This is a genomic window from Pseudomonas sp. LFS074 (genome assembly GCF_047978165.1).
In the GTDB taxonomy this organism is placed as follows: Bacteria; Pseudomonadota; Gammaproteobacteria; order Pseudomonadales; family Pseudomonadaceae; genus Aquipseudomonas; species Aquipseudomonas putida_P.
The window spans coordinates 1,295,144-1,313,365 of record NZ_JBFPFV010000001.1 but is presented as its reverse complement, the minus strand read 5'-3'; the positions used below and the strand labels follow the sequence as shown (position 1 = coordinate 1,313,365).

Genomic DNA, 18,222 nt, shown 5'->3' with positions numbered 1-18,222 from the left:
CCCTCTACCCTATCACCCCGCGTCGGGCCCTGGCTCAGGAAACCTACAGGCTGTCCCGGGCAATTTCGCTGAACGCACGCTCGTCGCGCCGACCGAGGCGCGGCAGCCCTTCAGGCCACTCCTCGCGCCAGTCGAAGCCGTCCAGCTTGCGCATGTCTTCGATTGCCGAACGCCACCAGATCACTTTGCACGCGCGCTGATAGTCATCATTACTCATCACGCTGCCGTACAGCAGCTTGCGGCCGATGCCCCGCAGCTCGCGCGGCACCCGCTTCAGGCTCCACTTCACCGACAACCGCGCCAGCCACGAAGGCACAGGACGATACGCCGGCACCTTGAGGGCCAGGCTTGGCATCTGCGGATGGAAGCCCTCGCCGTGCTTGGCGAAGAAGATTTCCAGGATGGCATGCACGTACTGTTTCATCGCGAAGTAGTGGCTGATCACCCCACGCGCTTCGTTGACCTGCGCCCCGTGCAATTCGAAGGAAAAGGCGATCTGTTCGATGGTGTGCAGGTCACCGGTGTAGGGCGTCCAGGCATCGATGCGGGGGATGGCGCGCTCGGCAATGCCGACATTGCAGCGGGTGAAACCCATGACGCCGCTGTTGCAGAGCCGCAAATCATCGGCCGGCGCATTTCCAGCCTCGGCCAGCCCGGCGCTGAAGCGAAGGTAGTCACTGCTGCGCGACGCCTCGGCCCAGCTCGTCTCCACTTCATCGACCAGGAACTGGCCGGCATCGACCTGGCTGAACAGCTTCAACGGCGATTGCAGGAACACCGTATCGGTATCGATGAACACGGTCTTGTCCGCCCACTGCCCGGCCTGAGCAATGGCGCAGGCCTTGCGCCGGTGGGTGTAGCCGCCGTCGCCGGTCCAGGCCTGCAAGGTCTGCTCGTCCAGCGTGATCACTTCCACCGGCCAGCCAGCAAAAGCCTGTGGCTGATCGGTAAGTACACGGATCACTGGCAGCTCAGCCGGTTTGCAACGCGCCATGGCGGTGAGGATGCTGAGTTTGGCCTCCAGCTGATAGATCCGGCGCTCGCCATAAAGGAGGTAGATCAGCTGTTGCTTTACATAGGGAACTGGGCTGGACACATTCATCGTACGGGTCACGGCTAGAGGCGTTTGTCGAGGGCCGCGCATTCTAGAGGTTAACGCCGCACGGCTCCACCTTTGCCGCCAGGCTGCGCGAACATGCCCCAATGCCTGCGCCTGCATCTCGCTGAAAAAGCCTGTACCATTGCCGGTTTACCCTTGCCAACCAGATCACCCGCTGTAAGGCCCTGAATGTCAGATCTTTCCGCACACACACCGATGATGCAGCAGTACTGGAAGCTGAAAAACCAGCACCCAGACCAGCTGATGTTCTACCGCATGGGCGACTTCTACGAAATCTTCTACGAAGATGCGAAAAAAGCCGCGAAACTGCTGGATATCACCTTGACCGCCCGCGGTCAGTCGGCCGGCCAGTCCATTCCCATGTGCGGGATCCCGTTCCATTCGCTCGAAGGCTACCTGGCCAAGCTGGTCAAGCTGGGCGAATCGGTGGTGATCTGTGAGCAGATTGGCGACCCAGCCACCAGCAAGGGCCCGGTGGAGCGCCAGGTGGTGCGCATCATCACCCCTGGCACGGTCAGTGACGAGGCCCTGCTCGACGAGCGCCGCGACAACCTGATTGCCGCGCTGCTCGGCGACGAGCGCCTGTTCGGCCTGGCCGTACTGGACATCACCAGCGGCAACTTCAGCGTGCAGGAGATCAAGGGCTGGGAAAACCTGCTGGCCGAGCTCGAGCGGCTGAACCCGGTCGAGCTGTTGATCCCGGACGACTGGCCGCGCGATTTGCCTGCGGAGAAACGCCCTGGCGCCCGCCGCCGCGCACCGTGGGACTTCGACCGCGACTCGGCGCGCAAGGCCCTGTGCCAGCAATTCGCGACCAAAGACCTCAAAGGCTTCGGCTGCGACAAGCTGACCCTGGCCATCGGTGCCGCCGGCTGCCTGCTGACCTACGCCAAGGAAACCCAGCGCACCGCCCTGCCCCACCTGCGCAGCCTGCGCCACGAGCGCCTGGACGACACGGTCATCCTCGATGGCGCCAGCCGCCGCAACCTGGAGCTGGACATCAACCTGGCCGGCGGGCGCGACAACACCCTTCAGTCGGTGATCGACCGCTGCCAGACCGCCATGGCCAGCCGCCTGCTGAGCCGCTGGCTGAACCGCCCGCTGCGCGACCTCAAGGTACTGCAGGCACGCCAGGATTCGATCCGCTGCCTGCTCGACAGCTATCGCTTCGAGAAGCTGCAGCCGCAGTTGAAGGAAATTGGCGATATCGAGCGGATCCTCGCTCGCATCGGCCTGCGCAATGCCCGCCCGCGCGACCTGGCGCGCCTGCGTGATGCCTTGGGCGCATTGCCCGAGCTGCAGAACGCCATGACCGAGCTCGAGGCACCGCACCTTGCGCGCCTGGCAGCCATCACCGGCACCTACCCGGAACTGGCCAGCCTGCTGGAGCGGGCGATCATCGACAACCCGCCGGCGGTGATCCGCGACGGCGGCGTGCTCAAGGCCGGCTATGACAATGAGCTGGACGACCTGCTGGCGATCAGCGAAAACGCCGGCCAGTTCCTGATCGACCTGGAAGCCCGGGAAAAGGCTCGCACAGGCCTTGCCAACCTCAAGGTCGGCTACAACCGCGTGCACGGCTACTTCATCGAGCTACCGACCAAGCAGGCCGAGCAGGCCCCAGGCGACTACATTCGCCGGCAGACGCTCAAGGGCGCCGAGCGCTTCATCACCCCGGAGCTGAAGGCATTCGAGGACAAGGCACTGTCGGCCAAGAGCCGCGCCCTGGCCCGCGAAAAAATGCTGTACGACGCCCTGCTGGAAACCCTCATCAGCCACCTGGCGCCGCTGCAGGACAGCGCCGCTGCCCTGGCCGAACTGGATGTACTCAGCAACCTGGCCGAACGTGCACTGAACCTTGACCTGAACTGCCCGCGCTTCGTCGACGAGCCGTGCCTGCGCATCGTGCAAGGCCGCCACCCGGTGGTGGAGCAGGTATTGACCACGCCGTTCGTGGCCAACGACCTGGGCCTGGACAACAGCACACGCATGCTGATCATCACTGGCCCGAACATGGGCGGTAAGTCCACCTACATGCGCCAGACCGCCTTGATCGTGCTGCTGGCACACATTGGCAGCTTCGTGCCGGCGGCCAGCTGCGAGCTGTCGCTGGTCGACCGCATTTTCACCCGCATCGGTTCCAGCGATGACCTGGCCGGCGGGCGCTCGACGTTCATGGTCGAGATGAGCGAAACCGCCAACATTCTGCATAACGCCACCGACCGCAGCCTGGTGCTGATGGACGAAGTCGGCCGCGGCACCAGCACCTTCGACGGCTTGTCGCTGGCCTGGGCCGCCGCCGAGCGCCTGGCCCAGCTGCGTGCCTACACGCTGTTTGCCACGCACTACTTCGAACTGACCGTGCTGCCGGAGAGCGAGCCGCTGGTGGCCAACGTGCACCTGAACGCCACCGAGCACAACGAACGCATCGTTTTCCTGCACCACGTGCTGCCTGGCCCTGCCAGCCAGAGTTACGGCCTGGCCGTGGCGCAACTGGCCGGCGTACCGACAGTGGTCATCCAGCGTGCCCGCGAACACCTGGGGCGCCTGGAAACCACCAGCCTGCCGCACGAGCAGCCCCCGGCCGCAAAAGCCAAGGATGCGCCGCAGGTACCGCACCAAAGCGACCTGTTCGCCAGCCTGCCACACCCGGCCATCGAGAAGCTGGGCAAGCTGCAGCTGGACGACATGACCCCGCGTCAAGCTATCGAAATGCTATATCAACTAAAGAACCTGTTATAACGGCGCCCACTACAAGCTGATAGAATCCGCCGCGGTTTGCTGGTGCTGCAGGTTATTAGCCTGGCCTGCAGCCACATACCTGTAAACCGCGCGGCCCTGAGAGGAAGGGCCGCCGCCGTCGCCTGAGGAGAGAATTAGAAATGACCTTCGTCGTCACCGACAACTGCATCAAATGCAAATACACCGACTGCGTGGAAGTCTGTCCGGTGGACTGCTTCTACGAAGGCCCGAACTTCCTGGTCATCCACCCGGACGAGTGCATCGACTGCGCCCTGTGCGAACCGGAGTGCCCAGCGCAAGCCATCTTCTCGGAAGACGAAATCCCTGCAGGGATGGAGAACTTCATCGAGCTGAACGCCGAACTGGCGGAAGTCTGGCCGAACATCACCGAGCGTAAGGATGCCTTGCCTGACGCCGAAGAGTGGGATGGCAAGACTGGCAAGATTGCCGACCTGGAGCGCTGATAACGCCCAGATGCGAAAAAGGCCCCTCGGGGCCTTTTTTGTTTTCTGCGGGCAAAAAAAGGGGCGGTTTGACCCGCCCACATTTTTTCCGTAGTCCCTGCTTGTCCCAAACATCATCCTGATGAAATCGCTTCTTGCGACGTCCTTGGCCTTCGTCCTGAAAGCCTGTGCATGTCCCTGTGCACAGTTCGAATACTAGCGGGTTGAGCCGGACGGGCAAGCGCGAACCCTCACAAGGTATTGCCGGGGACATATTCCCTCACAGCAAAATAAGCCATTGTTTTCAATGAGTTGGAAAAATACAGAGGCTGAAAACGACAATGATTTACTGAGACTTGCATAGATAGCTTACAAAACAAGTAAGAAAAGGCTTACATGGAATGTTACTGGGGTAGCGCAATACACATTGGATATCTGTTATGCCCAGGTTTTGAGGCAGCTTTGCAGCCCTGCAATCTCGGATGGGGATAACTCTTTTAGCCACACACAAAAACGCCCCGAGGTCATCGGGGCGCTTTGTGTTACGAGCCTTCGCTACTGGAACAACGACTCGCTGGACAAGCCGTTCTTCTCCAGGATCTCGCGCAAGCGCTTAAGCCCCTCTACCTGAATCTGCCGCACCCGCTCCCGGGTCAGGCCGATCTCCAGGCCAACATCTTCAAGGGTACTGCTCTCATGCCCGCGTAGGCCAAAGCGCCGCACCACCACTTCACGCTGCTTGTCGGTCAACTCACCCAGCCACTGATCGATGCTCTGCGACAGGTCATCATCCTGCAGCAGCTCGCACGGGTCGGTCGGGCGGTCGTCGGTCAAGGTGTCGAGCAGGGTCTTGTCCGAGTCCGGGCCAAGCGGCACATCCACCGAAGACACCCGCTCGTTCAAGCCAAGCATGCGCTTGACCTCGGCGACCGGCTTCTCCAGCAACGTGGCGATTTCTTCTGGCGAGGGTTCGTGGTCGAGTTTCTGGGTCAGCTCGCGTGCAGCGCGCAGGTAGACGTTCAGTTCCTTGACCACATGGATCGGTAGGCGGATGGTGCGGGTCTGGTTCATGATCGCCCGTTCGATGGTCTGGCGAATCCACCAGGTCGCATAGGTCGAGAACCGGAAACCACGCTCTGGGTCGAACTTCTCGACCGCACGGATCAGCCCCAGGTTGCCCTCCTCGATCAGGTCGAGCAGCGACAGGCCACGGTTCACGTAACGACGGGCAATTTTTACAACCAGGCGCAGGTTGCTTTCGATCATGCGCTTGCGGCCGGCAGGATCGCCCTTTTGCGACAAGCGCGCAAAGTGCACTTCTTCTTCCGGCGACAGCAGCGGCGAGAAACCAATCTCGTTGAGATACAGCTGGGTGGCATCGAGCGCCCGGCTGTAATCGATGTACTTGTGTTGCTTGAGCGAAGAGCCCGACTTGGCCCTCGTCCGAACCGAAGATACAGCAGGTTCGTCTGACACCACATCCGTTTCCAAAACGATACCCGTCTCCATCAGGAGGACGTCATCGTCGATGTCAAACTCCGGCACTTCTTTACTGAGAGCCATTGTTATAGTCCTTTGCTGAGTTCGAACTCAGACTCGAGCGGCACCTTTATCCCTGGCAGCGCTTGAGCCTGTCCCCTCTACATCACAGGAACAGGCCGGGTACAACGATCAACGGCGTGGCAGGAACTGGAGCGGATCGACGGGTTTGCCCTGGCGGCGAATCTCAAAATGCAGCTTCACCCGATCTGTGCCCGTAGACCCCATTTCAGCAATCGACTGCCCTGCCTTGACCTGCTGCCCCTCCCGAACCAACAGCCTGCGGTTATGGCCGTAGGCACTGACGTAGGTATCGCTGTGTTTGATGATGATCAGCTCGCCGTAGCCCCTCAAACCACTCCCGGCGTAAACCACCGCACCATCAGACGCAGCAAAAACAGGCTGTCCCAAATCACCGGCGATATCAATGCCTTTATTCAAACTACCGTTTGAAGCAAATTTTCCAATCAACACGCCGTTGGCAGGCCAGGTCCAGCCGCCTACCGCGCGCTCCGCAGCCGGCACGGTGGCAACCACTGGCGCACTGGTGGAAGGGGCCGGAGTAGCTGGTTTGCTGGTGCTGGCCGGCGCCGTGGCGGGGCTGCCCACAGGCCGCCGCGTGACCGTGGTGCGGCTCGACGAGGAAGGGTTGGATACCACCGTGGTACTGCTGCTAGAACCGCTGCTGAAACGAATCGCTTGGCCCGGGCGGATGGTGTAAGGCGCCGGGATACCGTTGCGTGCGGCCAGCTCCTTGTAGTCCCAGCCATAACGGAAGGCGATGGAGAACAGGGTGTCGCCAGGCTTGACGATGTATTGCCCGGAAGTCACCGCCGGGCGCTTGGGCACGCTGTTGTTGCGGTCGACCACCCGCGCGCTGTTGCTGCTGGTGCTCGAGCAACCCACCAGTAGCGTGCCCATGGCCAATGCAATCACCAGAAGCTTGAAACCTGACCCGTCCTTGCGCTGCCGAATGACTGTGTGACCCACCCGCGCTCCCCTCATGGTGCCGAAAACGATATGAAGACAAGAAATGCAATATTGTTGCAATTATAACCAAGCCAGCCGGTATTGGCAGACTGGAGCAATAGGCTGTTGCAAAGCCCCGGTGTACGCTGGCGCTTCGCCCCGCCAGATAGACAGGGCGAAGCGGCAAGAATTCGCTGCAGGCCCAAAAATACCGCGTGGTGCCTACCCAAACAGCCAATGCAAGCTGGGCTCAGGCCAACGGACCATTGAGCAGCGGCACGAAACGCACAGCCCCCAGCACGCGACGGGAGAACCCATGCTCCTCGCGCACGATCAGCATCAGTTGCTGCGCTTCGCCGGCCGGCCCCACCGGGATGACCATGCGGCCTCCAGGTGCCAGCTGGTCGAGCAATGCCTGCGGCACTTCCGGCGCCACGGCAGTGACGATGATGCCGTTGTACGGCGCCAATGCCGGCCATCCCTCGCAACCATCGCCCCAGCGGAACACCACGTTGCGCAGGTTCAGCTCCACCAGGCGTTCTTTGGCCCGATCCTGCAATACCTTGATGCGCTCCACCGAGAATACCCGCTCGACCAGCTGGGCCAGGATCGCCGTCTGGTAACCCGAGCCGGTGCCGATTTCCAGCACCTTGTCCAGCGGCCCGGCTTCGAGCAGCAGCTCGCTCATGTGGGCAACCATGAACGGTTGCGAGATGGTCTGGTTGTGGCCGATCGGCAACGCGGTGTCTTCATAGGCGCGATGTGCCAGCGCCTCGTCGACGAACAGGTGGCGCGGGGTACGACGGATCACGTCGAGCACCTTGGTATTCGACACACCCTCTTCGCACAGGCGCTGGATCAGCCGCTCCCGGGTACGCTGGGAGGTCATGCCGATACCACGCCGCAGCATATCGTCCTCGCGCATCAGAGCAGGCCCTCCAGCCAACCGTCGAGCTGCTCGAAGGCATCATTGAAGGTGCGATCGAGTTGCAGCGGGGTGATCGATACGTAGCCCTGCATGACCGCGTGGAAGTCGGTGCCCGGCCCCCCATCCTCGGCATCACCGGCCACGGCAATCCAGTAGCCTTCCTTGCCGCGCGGGTTGACCACCTTGGTCGGCGCCGCCGCCCGCGCCCGATGACCGAGGCGGGTGAGCTGGATGCCACGGATGTGCTCCAGCGGCAAGTTGGGGATATTGACGTTGAGTACGGTGCGGGGCGGCAGCGCCAGGCGCGACTGTGCCTCGACCAATCGACGGGCGATATAGGCAGCGGTCGGCAGGTTGTCCGGCTGGCGCGACAACAGCGAGAACGCCAGCGAGGTACCGCCGAGGAAACGGCCTTCCAACGCCGCAGCGACCGTACCCGAATACAGCACGTCGTCGCCCAGGTTGGCACCGAGGTTGATCCCCGACACGACCATGTCTGGCGCCTGTGGCAACAACCCATTGAGGCCCAGGTGCACACAGTCGGTTGGCGTGCCGTTGAGGCTGATGAAGCCGTTGGCCAGGGTCTGCGGGTGCAGTGGCCGGTCCAGCGTCAGCGAACTGCTGGCGCCGCTCTTGTCTTGATCCGGGGCGATCACCGCGCACTCGGCGTAATCCGCCAGCGCAGCGTGCAACGCGGCGATGCCGGGTGCGGTAACACCGTCGTCGTTCGAAATCAGAATACGCATGGGCTGTCCGTCTGCCCTGCCGACACCAGATCCACGACTTCACGCACCACCACGGTGGCGAAGCATCCGGCCGGCAGGACGAATTCCAGTTGCAGGATATCAGGCTCGGGATAATGCCACGTCAGGCCGCCAATAGGGAGCCGCAGAATTCGCCGTTCGTGATCCATGCCCGCCTGGGCCAACCACTGGCAAAGTGCCGGCTGCCGTGCGCCAACGGCGTTTTCCAGCTGGGCAGTGGCTGCGCCAGCAGGCGAGGCGCCCTCGCCCCACATAGGGCCAGTCGGGTGCAGATCGAGAATCGCCAGGCGCGGGTCGGCACATTCCGCCTCACCGGCCGGGAAGAAACTACGGCTGTCAGTGAACGCCAGCAGGTCGCCGACCTGGGCGCGAGCCCAGCTGCCGTCAGCGACACGCGCAGCCAGCAGTTGATTGAACAGGAAGCTGCGCCCAGCCGAAAGCAGCCGCGAACGCACGTTGCGCTGCTCAGGCAAAGCCTTGCGGGCAGCCCACTCGAGGGCGTCATGCACGTTACCACCGCCGTGGCCGAAGCGCTGGGTGCCAAAATAGTTGGGCACACCGTTCTGCTTCAGCTGTTCCAGGCGCGTGTCCAGCGCCTGGTGATCGGCTGCCAGAGCCGTCAGGCGCAGGGTAAAACCGTTGGCCGAATGCGCGCCGCGCTGGAGCTTGCGCAGGTGGCGCACCTGCTTGAGCACACGCAGGCTGGCATCCTCGGCCCGCGACAGGTCCGGGTCGGCCTTGCCCGGCAGGTGCAGGCTGAACCACTGGCGGGTCAGCGCCTGGCGGTCCTTCAGGCCGGCATAGCTGATGCTGCGCACGGGCACGCCTGCGGCACGGGCCAGGCGGCGGGCGGCCTCTTCAGTGTTCAGGTCACGCTTCTCGACCCACAGCCACAGGTGCTCGCCCTGCCCCGACAGGGGGATATCCAGCACTTCGTCGACCTGGAAATCCTCGGCCACCGCCTTGAGTACGGCGGTGCCCAACGGTTCGCCCGATGCGCGCGGGCCCAGCAGTTCCAGTTCGGTCATGCTGGCAGCAGCAGGGCGACCGAATGCACGGCAATCCCCTCCTCGCGGCCGGTGAAGCCCAGCTTTTCAGTCGTGGTGGCCTTGACGTTGACCTGGTCGAGCTCGACCTGCAGGTCTTCGGCGATCAGCTGGCGCATGGTCTCGATGTGCGGGGCCATCTTCGGCGCCTGCGCGACGATGGTGGCGTCGACATTGCCGACCTTCCAGCCCTTGGCCCTGACGATGCCGACCACATGGCGCAGCAGCGCTCGGCTGTCGGCCCCCTTGAACTGCGGGTCTGTGTCGGGGAAGTGCTTGCCGATGTCGCCCAGCGCCGCGGCGCCCAGCAAGGCATCGCTCAGGGCGTGCAGCAGCACGTCGCCGTCGGAATGGGCCAGCAGGCCGTATTTGTGGGGGATACGCACCCCGCCCAAGGTAATGAAATCACCGTCGCAGAAACGGTGCACATCGTAGCCATGGCCAATACGCATAGAAAAACGCCCTGAATGAGTCAGGGCGTGATTCTACCTGCTTTGCAGCGGGTTTGGCGGCTTTTGGCCCAGGGTGCTACACCCGCCCCAGTGCCACCGCATGATGGCGCAGGTGCTCCTCGATGAAGCTGGCAATGAAGTAGTAGCTATGGTCATAGCCCGGCTGCAGGCGCAGGGTCAGTGCATGGCCCCCTTTGCGTGCGGCCTGCTCCAGCGCTTCGGGCTTGAGCTGTTTCTCGAGAAAGTCGTCACGGTCGCCCTGGTCAACCAGCAACGGCGGGCACTCGCCGGCAGGGGTTTCGGCCAGCAACACGCTGGCATCCCACTCGCGCCAGCGCGCCCGATCTTCACCCAGGTAGCGGCTGAAAGCTTTCTCGCCCCACGGGCAATCCATCGGGTTGCTGATGGGGGAAAACGCCGACACCGAACGGTAGCGCCCTGGGTTGCGCAAGGCGCACACCAGCGCGCCATGCCCGCCCATGGAGTGGCCGCTGATGCTGCGCTCGCCCGACGCCGGGAAGTGCGCTTCGATCAGGGCTGGCAACTCCTGTACCACATAGTCATGCATGCGGTAATGCTGGGCCCAGGGCTGCTGGGTGGCGTTGAGGTAGAAGCCGGCCCCAAGGCCGAAGTCCCACGCGCCATCCGGGTCGCCCGGCACCTGCTCGCCACGCGGGCTGGTGTCGGGGGCGACGATGATCAGCCCAAGCTCGGCGGCCAGGCGCTGAGCGCCGGCCTTCTGCATGAAGTTCTCGTCGGTACAGGTGAGGCCACTGAGCCAGTACAACACCGGCAGCTTCTCACCCTGTTCGGCCTGCGGCGGCAGGTACACGGCGAACACCATGTCGCAACCCAGCACCTTGGAGTGATGCCGGTAACGCTTGTGCCAGCCGCCGAAGCTCTTCTGGCAGGAGATGTTATCCAGGCTCATGGCGTACCTCAGAAGTGGATCACGCTACGGATGCTCTTACCTTCATGCATCAGGTCGAAGGCCTTGTTGATGTCTTCCAGGCCCATGGTGTGGGTGATGAAGGTGTCCAGCGGGATTTCGCCCTTCTCGGACATTTCCACGTAGCTTGGCAGCTCGCTGCGGCCTCGCACGCCGCCGAACGCCGAACCGCGCCATACCCGGCCGGTAACCAGCTGGAACGGACGGGTGGCGATTTCCTGGCCGGCACCCGCCACACCAATGATCACCGACTCGCCCCAGCCCTTGTGGCAGCATTCCAGGGCCGCGCGCATCAGTTGCACGTTGCCGATGCACTCGAAGGAGAAGTCCACGCCACCGTCGGTGAGGTCGACAATCACTTCCTGGATCGGGCGGTCGTAGTCTTTCGGGTTGACGCAGTCGGTGGCACCCAGTTGACGGGCGATTTCGAACTTGGCCGGGTTGATGTCGATGGCGATGATACGCGAGGCCTTGGCCTTGACCGCACCGATCACCGCCGACAGGCCGATACCGCCGAGGCCGAAGATGGCCACGGTGTCACCCGGCTTGACCTTGGCGGTGTTGAGCACCGCGCCGATACCGGTGGTGACGCCACAGCCCAGCAGGCAGACCTTTTCCAGGGGGGCTTCCTTCTGGATTTTGGCTACGGAGATTTCCGGCAGCACGGTGTACTCGGAGAAGGTCGACGTGCCCATGTAGTGGAACAGCTGCTGGCCCTTGTACGAGAAACGCGTGGTGCCGTCCGGCATCAGGCCTTTGCCCTGGGTGGCACGAATGGCCTGACACAGGTTGGTCTTGCCCGAGAGGCAGAACTTGCACTTGCCGCATTCCGGGGTATACAGCGGGATCACGTGATCACCGACAGCTACCGAGGTCACGCCCTCGCCTACCGCTTCGACGATCGCGCCGCCTTCGTGGCCGAGAATCGACGGGAAGATACCCTCCGGGTCCGCCCCGGACAGGGTGTAGGCGTCGGTATGGCAAACACCGCTGGCGACCACGCGCAGCAGCACTTCACCGGCCTTGGGCATGGCCACGTCGACTTCGACGATTTCCAGGGGTTTCTTGGCCTCGAAGGCTACGGCAGCACGGGACTTGATCATCAAAGGTCTCCAGACAGAGGGTCGATTCAGACTTGCAGTGTAATTCAGCCGCTTTTGATGAATAATCCGGGCAAAGACAAAACATTATTGCCATACAGGGATAATCAATGAGCAGCCGCTGGGAAGGCATCGACGAATTCGTCGCCGTAGCCGAATCAGGCCAGTTCACCGCGGCCGCTGAACGGCTGGGAGTATCTTCGTCACATATCAGCCGGCAGATCGCTCGCCTGGAGGAGCGCCTGCAGACGCGCCTGCTGTACCGCAGCACCCGCCGGGTAACCCTGAGCGAGGCCGGGCAGACCTTTCTGCAGCATTGCCAGCGCCTGCAGGATGGCCGCGAGGAAGCCCTGCGCGCCATGGGCGACCTGGCCAGCGAGCCCAAGGGTTTGCTGCGCATGACCTGCGCGGTAGCCTATGGCGAGCGCTTCATCGTGCCACTGGTAACGCGGTTCATGGCGCTGTATCCGCAACTGCGGGTGGATGTGGAACTAAGCAACCATACCCTCGACCTGCTGCATGAAGGCATGGACCTGGCCATCCGCCTGGGCAGGCTGGCCGACTCTCGGCTGGTGGCCACCCGCCTGGCACCCAGGCGCATGTACCTGTGCGCCTCGCCGGCCTATCTCGAGCGCTATGGCCGACCACACAGCCTTTCGGAGCTGGCGCGGCACAATTGCCTGGTGGGCAGTTCGGATTTGTGGGCGCTGCAGCAGGATGGCCGTGAAATCAGCCAGCGGGTGCAGGGCAATTGGCGCTGCAACAGTGGGCAGGCGGTGCTGGATGCGGCGTTGCAAGGGATAGGGTTGTGCCAACTGCCGGATTATTACGTGCTGGAACACCTGAACAACGGTGCGCTGGTGTCACTGCTAGAGGCGCACCAGCCACCAAATACAGCGGTATGGGCGCTATATCCGCAGCAGCGGCACCTTTCGCCGAAGGTACGGCGGTTGGTGGATTACCTGAAGGAAGGGTTGGCGGGGTTGCCGGAATATCGTCTCGGCTGAAGGAGTGCGCTGCTTGTACTGGCCCTTTCGCGGGCATGCCCGCGAAGAAGCCAGCACTGGTCCAAAGCCTTAGCGACGCCCTGCCCAACGCTGGCGCAACCACTCCAGGTCTTCCGGCCGGGTCACCTTGATGTTGTCACTTCGCCCTTCAACCAGCCGCGGCGCTTGACCGGACCACTCGATGGCCGAAGCCTCATCGGTCACCACGACATCCGACACCAGGCACTCGGCCAACGCACGGTGCAACGCACCCAGGCGGAACATCTGCGGCGTATACGCCTGCCAGATGGTGCTGCGGTCCACGGTAGCGCTCACCCGGCCATTGCCATCGGCACGCTTGAGGGTATCGCGCGCCGGCACCGCCAGCAGGCCACCCACCGGGTCGTCTGCCAATTCCGACAACAGCTTGTCCAGGTCGCTGCGCGCCAGGTTTGGCCGCGCGGCATCGTGCACCAGTACCCAATCGCTGTCCGAGGCCCCTTGGGCATGCAGCACCAGCAAGGCGTTGAGCACCGAGTCAGCGCGCTCACGCCCACCTGCCGCGCGCTGGATGCGCGGGTCGCTGGCGTAGCGCAGGCCAGGCCAATACGGGTCGTCATCGGCAATGCTGACTACCACCCCTGCAAGCGCCGGGTGGCCAAGAAAACAATCGAGGCTGTGCTCGAGAAGGGTCTGCCCAGCCAGCTCCAGGTATTGCTTGGGGCGGTCGGCAGCCATGCGGGCACCAACGCCCGCAGCAGGAATCACGGCCCAGAAGGCCGGCAAGGTATTGATCATTTCTGTGGCAACTGGAAGAGGGTTTCGCCCTCTTTGACCATCCCCAATTCATGGCGAGCCCGTTCTTCAACGGTCTCCATGCCTTTTTTCAGCTCCAGCACTTCGGCATCGAGCACGCGGTTACGCTCAAGCAAGCGCTCGTTTTCGGCATGCTGGTCGGCAATCTGCTGCTTCAGCTCGGTCACTTGCGCCAGGCTGCCGTTACCCACCCACAGGCGGTACTGCAGGCCACCCAGCAGCAGGAGCAGAACGAGGAACACCCAATAGGGACTGCGCATCACGTTATCCAGGTTAAAAAGGCTGCCGCATACTTTTTTACGGGGCCTCGAATAGCACGAAGCCTGGCCGAGGCCAGGCTTCGTTGACAGAAACCCGTTGGAACGTAGTTAAGTTCAGTACGAACGTTCCTACCGCTCCGGCTGCTGCCTTTTTACCATCTCTTGCTTAGCCGCGAAACTCGGCACGACCACGGTAAACCGCTTTGGCGCCCAGTTGCTCTTCGATGCGCAGCAGCTGGTTGTACTTGGAAACGCGGTCGGAACGGCACAGCGAACCGGTCTTGATCTGACCCGCGGCAGTACCCACGGCCAGGTCGGCAATGGTCGAGTCTTCGGTTTCACCGGAACGGTGCGAGATCACTGCAGTGTAGCCAGCAGCCTTGGCCATCTGGATCGCTTCCAGGGTTTCGGTCAGCGAGCCGATCTGGTTGAACTTGATCAGGATCGAGTTACCGATGCCCTTCTCGATGCCTTCCTTGAGGATCTTGGTGTTGGTCACGAACAGGTCGTCACCGACCAGCTGGACTTTTTCACCGATCTTGTCGGTGAGGATTTTCCAGCCAGCCCAGTCGGACTCGTCCAGGCCGTCTTCGATCGAGATGATCGGGAAGCGCTCGGTCAGGCCTTTCAGGTACTCGGCGAAGCCTTCGGCGTCGAACGACTTGCCTTCGCCGGACAGGTTGTACTTGCCGTCTTCGTAGAATTCGGAAGCCGCGCAGTCCAGGGCCAGGGTCACGTCGGTGCCCAGCTTGTAGCCGGCTTTTTCGACCGCTTCGGCGATGGCGCCCAGGGCGTCTTCGTTGGAAGCCAGGTTAGGCGCGAAACCACCTTCATCACCTACGGCGGTGTTCAGGCCACGGGCCTTGAGCACGGCTTTGAGGTGGTGGAAGATTTCGGTACCCATGCGCAGGCCGTCGGAGAAGGTCTTGGCGCCAACCGGCTGAACCATGAACTCCTGGATGTCGACGTTGTTGTCGGCGTGCTCGCCACCGTTGATGATGTTCATCATCGGCACCGGCATCGAGTACTGGCCAGGAGTGCCGTTCAGGTTGGCGATGTGCGCGTACAGCGGCAGGTCCTGGTCCTGGGCGGCAGCTTTGGCGGCAGCCAGGGAAACAGCCAGGATGGCGTTGGCGCCCAGCTTGGCCTTGTTCTCGGTACCGTCCAGTTCGATCATGGCGCGGTCCAGGGCCTTCTGGTCGGAAGGGTCCTTGCCCAGCAGCAGCTCACGGATCGGGCCGTTGATGTTGGCGACGGCCTTCAGCACGCCCTTGCCCAGGTAACGGCTCTTGTCGCCATCACGCAGCTCCAGCGCTTCGCGCGAGCCGGTGGAAGCACCGGACGGCGCGCAAGCGCTGCCGATGATGCCGTTGTCGAGCAGTACATCGGCTTCCACGGTGGGGTTGCCACGCGAATCGAGAACTTCACGACCTTTGATGTCGACGATTTTTGCCATTGTTGTAAGCACTCCAGAATTTGACGAAAACAACTTAGCTTAGGAAATTCTTGCCGTTCACCGGGCGGACTTGCTTTGGGCAGGCCAGGTGAAGGGAGCCCCTGACCGACTGGTCAGGGGTGGATCGGGCGGTACTTTACCCGAGAAATGAGCTTTACGCGGTTTCTACCGTCGGAAAACTTTTCACCAGGTCGTCCAATTGCTTGAGCTGGGCCAGGAACGGCTCCAGTTTGTCCAGGCGCAGGGCGCATGGGCCATCGCACTTGGCGTTGTCCGGGTCGGGGTGGGCCTCGAGGAACAGCCCGGCCAGGCCCTGACTCATGCCGGCCTTGGCCAGGTCGGTGACCTGGGCACGGCGGCCACCCGCCGAATCGCTGCGGCCACCCGGCATTTGCAGGGCGTGGGTCACGTCGAAGAACACCGGGTACTCGAACTGCTTCATGATGCCGAAGCCGAGCATGTCCACCACCAGGTTGTTGTAGCCGAAGCTCGAACCACGCTCGCAGAGGATCAACTGGTCATTACCGGCCTCTTCGCACTTGGCCAGGATGTGTTTCATTTCCTGGGGGGCGAGGAACTGGGCCTTCTTGATGTTGATCACCGCGCCGGTCTTGGCCATGGCCACCACCAGGTCAGTCTGCCGCGACAGGAAAGCCGGCAACTGGATGATGTCGCACACCTTGGCGACGGGCTCGGCCTGGTAAGGCTCGTGTACGTCGGTAATCACCGGCACGTTGAAGGTGCGCTTGATCTCTTCGAAGATCTTCAGCCCTTCTTCCATGCCTGGGCCACGGTAGGACGTCACCGACGAACGGTTGGCCTTGTCGAAGCTGGCCTTGAACACATACGGGATACCGAGCTTTTCGGTAACCCGCACATACTCTTCGCAGACCTTCATTGCCAGGTCACGGGATTCCAGGACGTTCATGCCGCCGAACAGGACGAACGGCTTGTCGTTGGCGATCTCGATGTTACCGACGCGAATGATCTTCTGGGTCATTGATCAGGCCTTGTTCTTCTGAGCCAGAGCTGCCTTGACGAAACCACTGAACAGCGGGTGGCCGTCACGTGGGGTCGAAGTGAATTCTGGGTGGAACTGGCAAGCGACGAACCATGGGTGGTCCTTGGACTCGACCACTTCCACCAGCGCGCCGTCTTCGGAACGACCGGAAACCACCAGGCCTGCGTCGACCAGCTGCGGCAGCAGGTTGTTGTTCACTTCGTAGCGGTGACGGTGACGCTCGGTGATCACGTCCTTGCCGTAGCAGTCGTGCACCTTGGAACCGGCAGCCAGCTGGCAGTCCTGAGCACCCAGGCGCATGGTACCGCCCAGGTCGGAAGCCTCGTCGCGGGTCTCGACGGCACCGGTGGCATCGGCCCACTCGGTGATCAGGCCGACCACAGGGTGGCCGCTGTTACGGTCGAATTCGGTGGAGTTGGCGTCTTTCCAACCCATCACGTTACGGGCGAATTCGATCACCGCCACTTGCATGCCCAGGCAGATACCCAGGTACGGCACCTTGTTCTCACGGGCGTATTGCACCGCGGTAATCTTGCCTTCCACGCCGCGCAGGCCGAAACCGCCAGGCACCAGGATGGCATCGGCGCCTTCGAGCAGGCTGGTGCCCTGGTTCTCGATGTCTTCCGAGTCGATGTAGCGCAGGTTGACCTTGGTGCGGTTGGTGATGCCGGCGTGGCTCATTGCCTCGATCAGCGACTTGTACGCATCCAGCAGTTCCATGTACTTGCCGACCATGGCAATGGTCACTTCGTGCTCTGGGTTGAGCTTGGCATCGACCACTTTGTCCCACTCGGACAGGTCGGCGCCATTGCACTGCAGGCCGAAGCGCTCGACGACGAAGTCGTCCAGGCCCTGTGCGTGCAGTACGCCCGGGATCTTGTAGATGGTGTCGACGTCTTCCAGCGAAATCACCGCACGCTCTTCAACGTTGGTGAACAGCGCGATCTTGCGACGCGACGAGGCATCGACCGGGTGGTCGGAGCGGCAGATCAGCACATCAGGCTGCAGGCCGATGGAGCGCAGCTCCTTGACCGAGTGCTGGGTCGGCTTGGTCTTGGTTTCGCCAGCGGTGGCGATGTACGGGACCAGGGTCAGGTGCATCAGCATGGCGCGCTTGGAACCCACTTCGACGCGCAGCTGGCGAATGGCCTCGAGGAACGGCTGCGACTCGATGTCACCCACGGTACCGCCGATTTCCACCAGGGCCACGTCGGCATCGCCGGCGCCCTTGATGATGCGACGCTTGATTTCGTCGGTGATGTGCGGGATGACCTGGATGGTCGCGCCCAGGTAATCACCACGGCGCTCCTTGCGCAGCACGTGCTCGTAGATACGGCCGGTGGTGAAGTTGTTGTTCTGGGTCATGGTGGTGCGGATGAACCGCTCGTAGTGGCCCAGGTCGAGGTCGGTCTCGGCGCCATCGTGGGTGACGAACACTTCACCATGCTGGAACGGGCTCATGGTGCCCGGATCGACGTTGATGTACGGATCCAGCTTGAGCATGGTGACCTTCAGGCCCCGCGCTTCCAGGATGGCCGCCAGGGAAGCCGAGGCAATGCCTTTCCCCAATGAAGAAACAACACCGCCCGTGACGAATATGTAGCGCGTCATGAAAAACCCTAGAAGTCTGC

General features: G+C 62.4%; 17 protein-coding genes. 3 read left to right on the top strand and 14 right to left on the bottom strand.

Annotated features, from left to right (window positions below; translation table 11 throughout):
- Nucleotides 1–43: 43 nt before the first annotated feature.
- Entirely contained in the window at nucleotides 44–1,102 is a 1,059-nt protein-coding gene (locus ACNQP3_RS06025) for a hypothetical protein (RefSeq protein WP_012270913.1), read from the bottom strand.
- Between the two features lie 186 nt (nucleotides 1,103–1,288).
- Here ACNQP3_RS06025 and mutS point away from each other — a divergent pair, with 186 nt between their 5' ends.
- Both mutS and fdxA read left to right on the top strand, forming a co-directional pair.
- A complete protein-coding gene (mutS, locus tag ACNQP3_RS06020) occupies nucleotides 1,289–3,862 on the top strand; it encodes a DNA mismatch repair protein MutS (protein WP_071890924.1) in 2,574 nt (857 codons plus the stop codon).
- A 140-nt stretch (nucleotides 3,863–4,002) separates the two neighbouring features.
- Nucleotides 4,003–4,326 carry a ferredoxin FdxA gene (gene fdxA / locus ACNQP3_RS06015; RefSeq protein WP_012270863.1) on the top strand — a complete coding sequence of 108 codons (324 nt, stop codon included), beginning with the start codon at nucleotides 4,003–4,005 and terminating at the stop codon, nucleotides 4,324–4,326.
- Nucleotides 4,327–4,860: 534 nt separating this feature from the next.
- Here fdxA and rpoS read toward each other — a convergent pair.
- From rpoS to ACNQP3_RS05975, 8 genes are all read right to left on the bottom strand, one after another.
- Nucleotides 4,861–5,868: an RNA polymerase sigma factor RpoS gene (gene rpoS / locus ACNQP3_RS06010; RefSeq protein WP_264316875.1), complete on the bottom strand. Its 1,008-nt coding sequence runs from the start codon at nucleotides 5,866–5,868 to the stop codon at nucleotides 4,861–4,863.
- A gap of 108 nt (nucleotides 5,869–5,976) precedes the next feature.
- Nucleotides 5,977–6,834 carry a peptidoglycan DD-metalloendopeptidase family protein gene (locus ACNQP3_RS06005; protein WP_012270862.1) on the bottom strand — a complete coding sequence of 286 codons (858 nt, stop codon included), beginning with the start codon at nucleotides 6,832–6,834 and terminating at the stop codon, nucleotides 5,977–5,979.
- 229 nt (nucleotides 6,835–7,063) lie between these two features.
- Nucleotides 7,064–7,702 carry a protein-L-isoaspartate(D-aspartate) O-methyltransferase gene (locus ACNQP3_RS06000; protein WP_003252348.1) on the bottom strand — a complete coding sequence of 213 codons (639 nt, stop codon included), beginning with the start codon at nucleotides 7,700–7,702 and terminating at the stop codon, nucleotides 7,064–7,066.
- 35 nt (nucleotides 7,703–7,737) lie between these two features.
- Nucleotides 7,738–8,487, bottom strand: a complete 750-nt coding sequence (gene surE / locus ACNQP3_RS05995) for a 5'/3'-nucleotidase SurE (protein WP_012270861.1) — start codon at nucleotides 8,485–8,487, stop codon at nucleotides 7,738–7,740.
- Nucleotides 8,475–9,533 (bottom strand): tRNA pseudouridine(13) synthase TruD, encoded by a 1,059-nt coding sequence (truD, locus tag ACNQP3_RS05990; protein WP_012270860.1) that lies wholly within the window; start codon nucleotides 9,531–9,533, stop codon nucleotides 8,475–8,477. Before truD ends, surE begins: the two co-directional genes overlap by 13 nt.
- Entirely contained in the window at nucleotides 9,530–10,003 is a 474-nt protein-coding gene (ispF, locus tag ACNQP3_RS05985) for a 2-C-methyl-D-erythritol 2,4-cyclodiphosphate synthase (RefSeq protein ID WP_012270859.1), read from the bottom strand. Before ispF ends, truD begins: the two co-directional genes overlap by 4 nt.
- A gap of 76 nt (nucleotides 10,004–10,079) precedes the next feature.
- A complete protein-coding gene (gene fghA, locus ACNQP3_RS05980; protein ID WP_012270858.1) occupies nucleotides 10,080–10,934 on the bottom strand; it encodes an S-formylglutathione hydrolase in 855 nt (284 codons plus the stop codon).
- 8 nt (nucleotides 10,935–10,942) lie between these two features.
- Nucleotides 10,943–12,055, bottom strand: a complete 1,113-nt coding sequence (locus tag ACNQP3_RS05975) for an S-(hydroxymethyl)glutathione dehydrogenase/class III alcohol dehydrogenase (RefSeq protein ID WP_012270857.1) — start codon at nucleotides 12,053–12,055, stop codon at nucleotides 10,943–10,945.
- 107 nt (nucleotides 12,056–12,162) lie between these two features.
- Here ACNQP3_RS05975 and ACNQP3_RS05970 point away from each other — a divergent pair, with 107 nt between their 5' ends.
- The gene (locus tag ACNQP3_RS05970) at nucleotides 12,163–13,059 is read left to right on the top strand and encodes a LysR substrate-binding domain-containing protein (protein WP_012270856.1); all 897 of its coding nucleotides are present in this window, start codon (nucleotides 12,163–12,165) and stop codon (nucleotides 13,057–13,059) included.
- 69 nt (nucleotides 13,060–13,128) lie between these two features.
- Here ACNQP3_RS05970 and ispD read toward each other — a convergent pair whose 3' ends face one another.
- The 5 genes from ispD to ACNQP3_RS05945 form a co-directional block, all read right to left on the bottom strand.
- Nucleotides 13,129–13,836 carry a 2-C-methyl-D-erythritol 4-phosphate cytidylyltransferase gene (gene ispD, locus ACNQP3_RS05965; RefSeq protein WP_012270855.1) on the bottom strand — a complete coding sequence of 236 codons (708 nt, stop codon included), beginning with the start codon at nucleotides 13,834–13,836 and terminating at the stop codon, nucleotides 13,129–13,131.
- Nucleotides 13,833–14,114 (bottom strand): cell division protein FtsB, encoded by a 282-nt coding sequence (ftsB, locus tag ACNQP3_RS05960; protein WP_012270854.1) that lies wholly within the window; start codon nucleotides 14,112–14,114, stop codon nucleotides 13,833–13,835. The genes ispD and ftsB overlap by 4 nt, the downstream gene beginning before the upstream one ends.
- A 166-nt stretch (nucleotides 14,115–14,280) precedes the next feature.
- Nucleotides 14,281–15,570 (bottom strand): phosphopyruvate hydratase, encoded by a 1,290-nt coding sequence (gene eno, locus ACNQP3_RS05955; RefSeq protein WP_012270853.1) that lies wholly within the window; start codon nucleotides 15,568–15,570, stop codon nucleotides 14,281–14,283.
- 154 nt (nucleotides 15,571–15,724) lie between these two features.
- Complete coding sequence (gene kdsA / locus ACNQP3_RS05950; RefSeq protein ID WP_012270852.1) at nucleotides 15,725–16,570, bottom strand: 3-deoxy-8-phosphooctulonate synthase; 846 nt, start codon at nucleotides 16,568–16,570, stop codon at nucleotides 15,725–15,727.
- 3 nt (nucleotides 16,571–16,573) lie between these two features.
- A complete protein-coding gene (locus ACNQP3_RS05945; protein ID WP_012270851.1) occupies nucleotides 16,574–18,202 on the bottom strand; it encodes a CTP synthase in 1,629 nt (542 codons plus the stop codon).
- Between the last annotated feature and the right edge of the window lie 20 nt (nucleotides 18,203–18,222).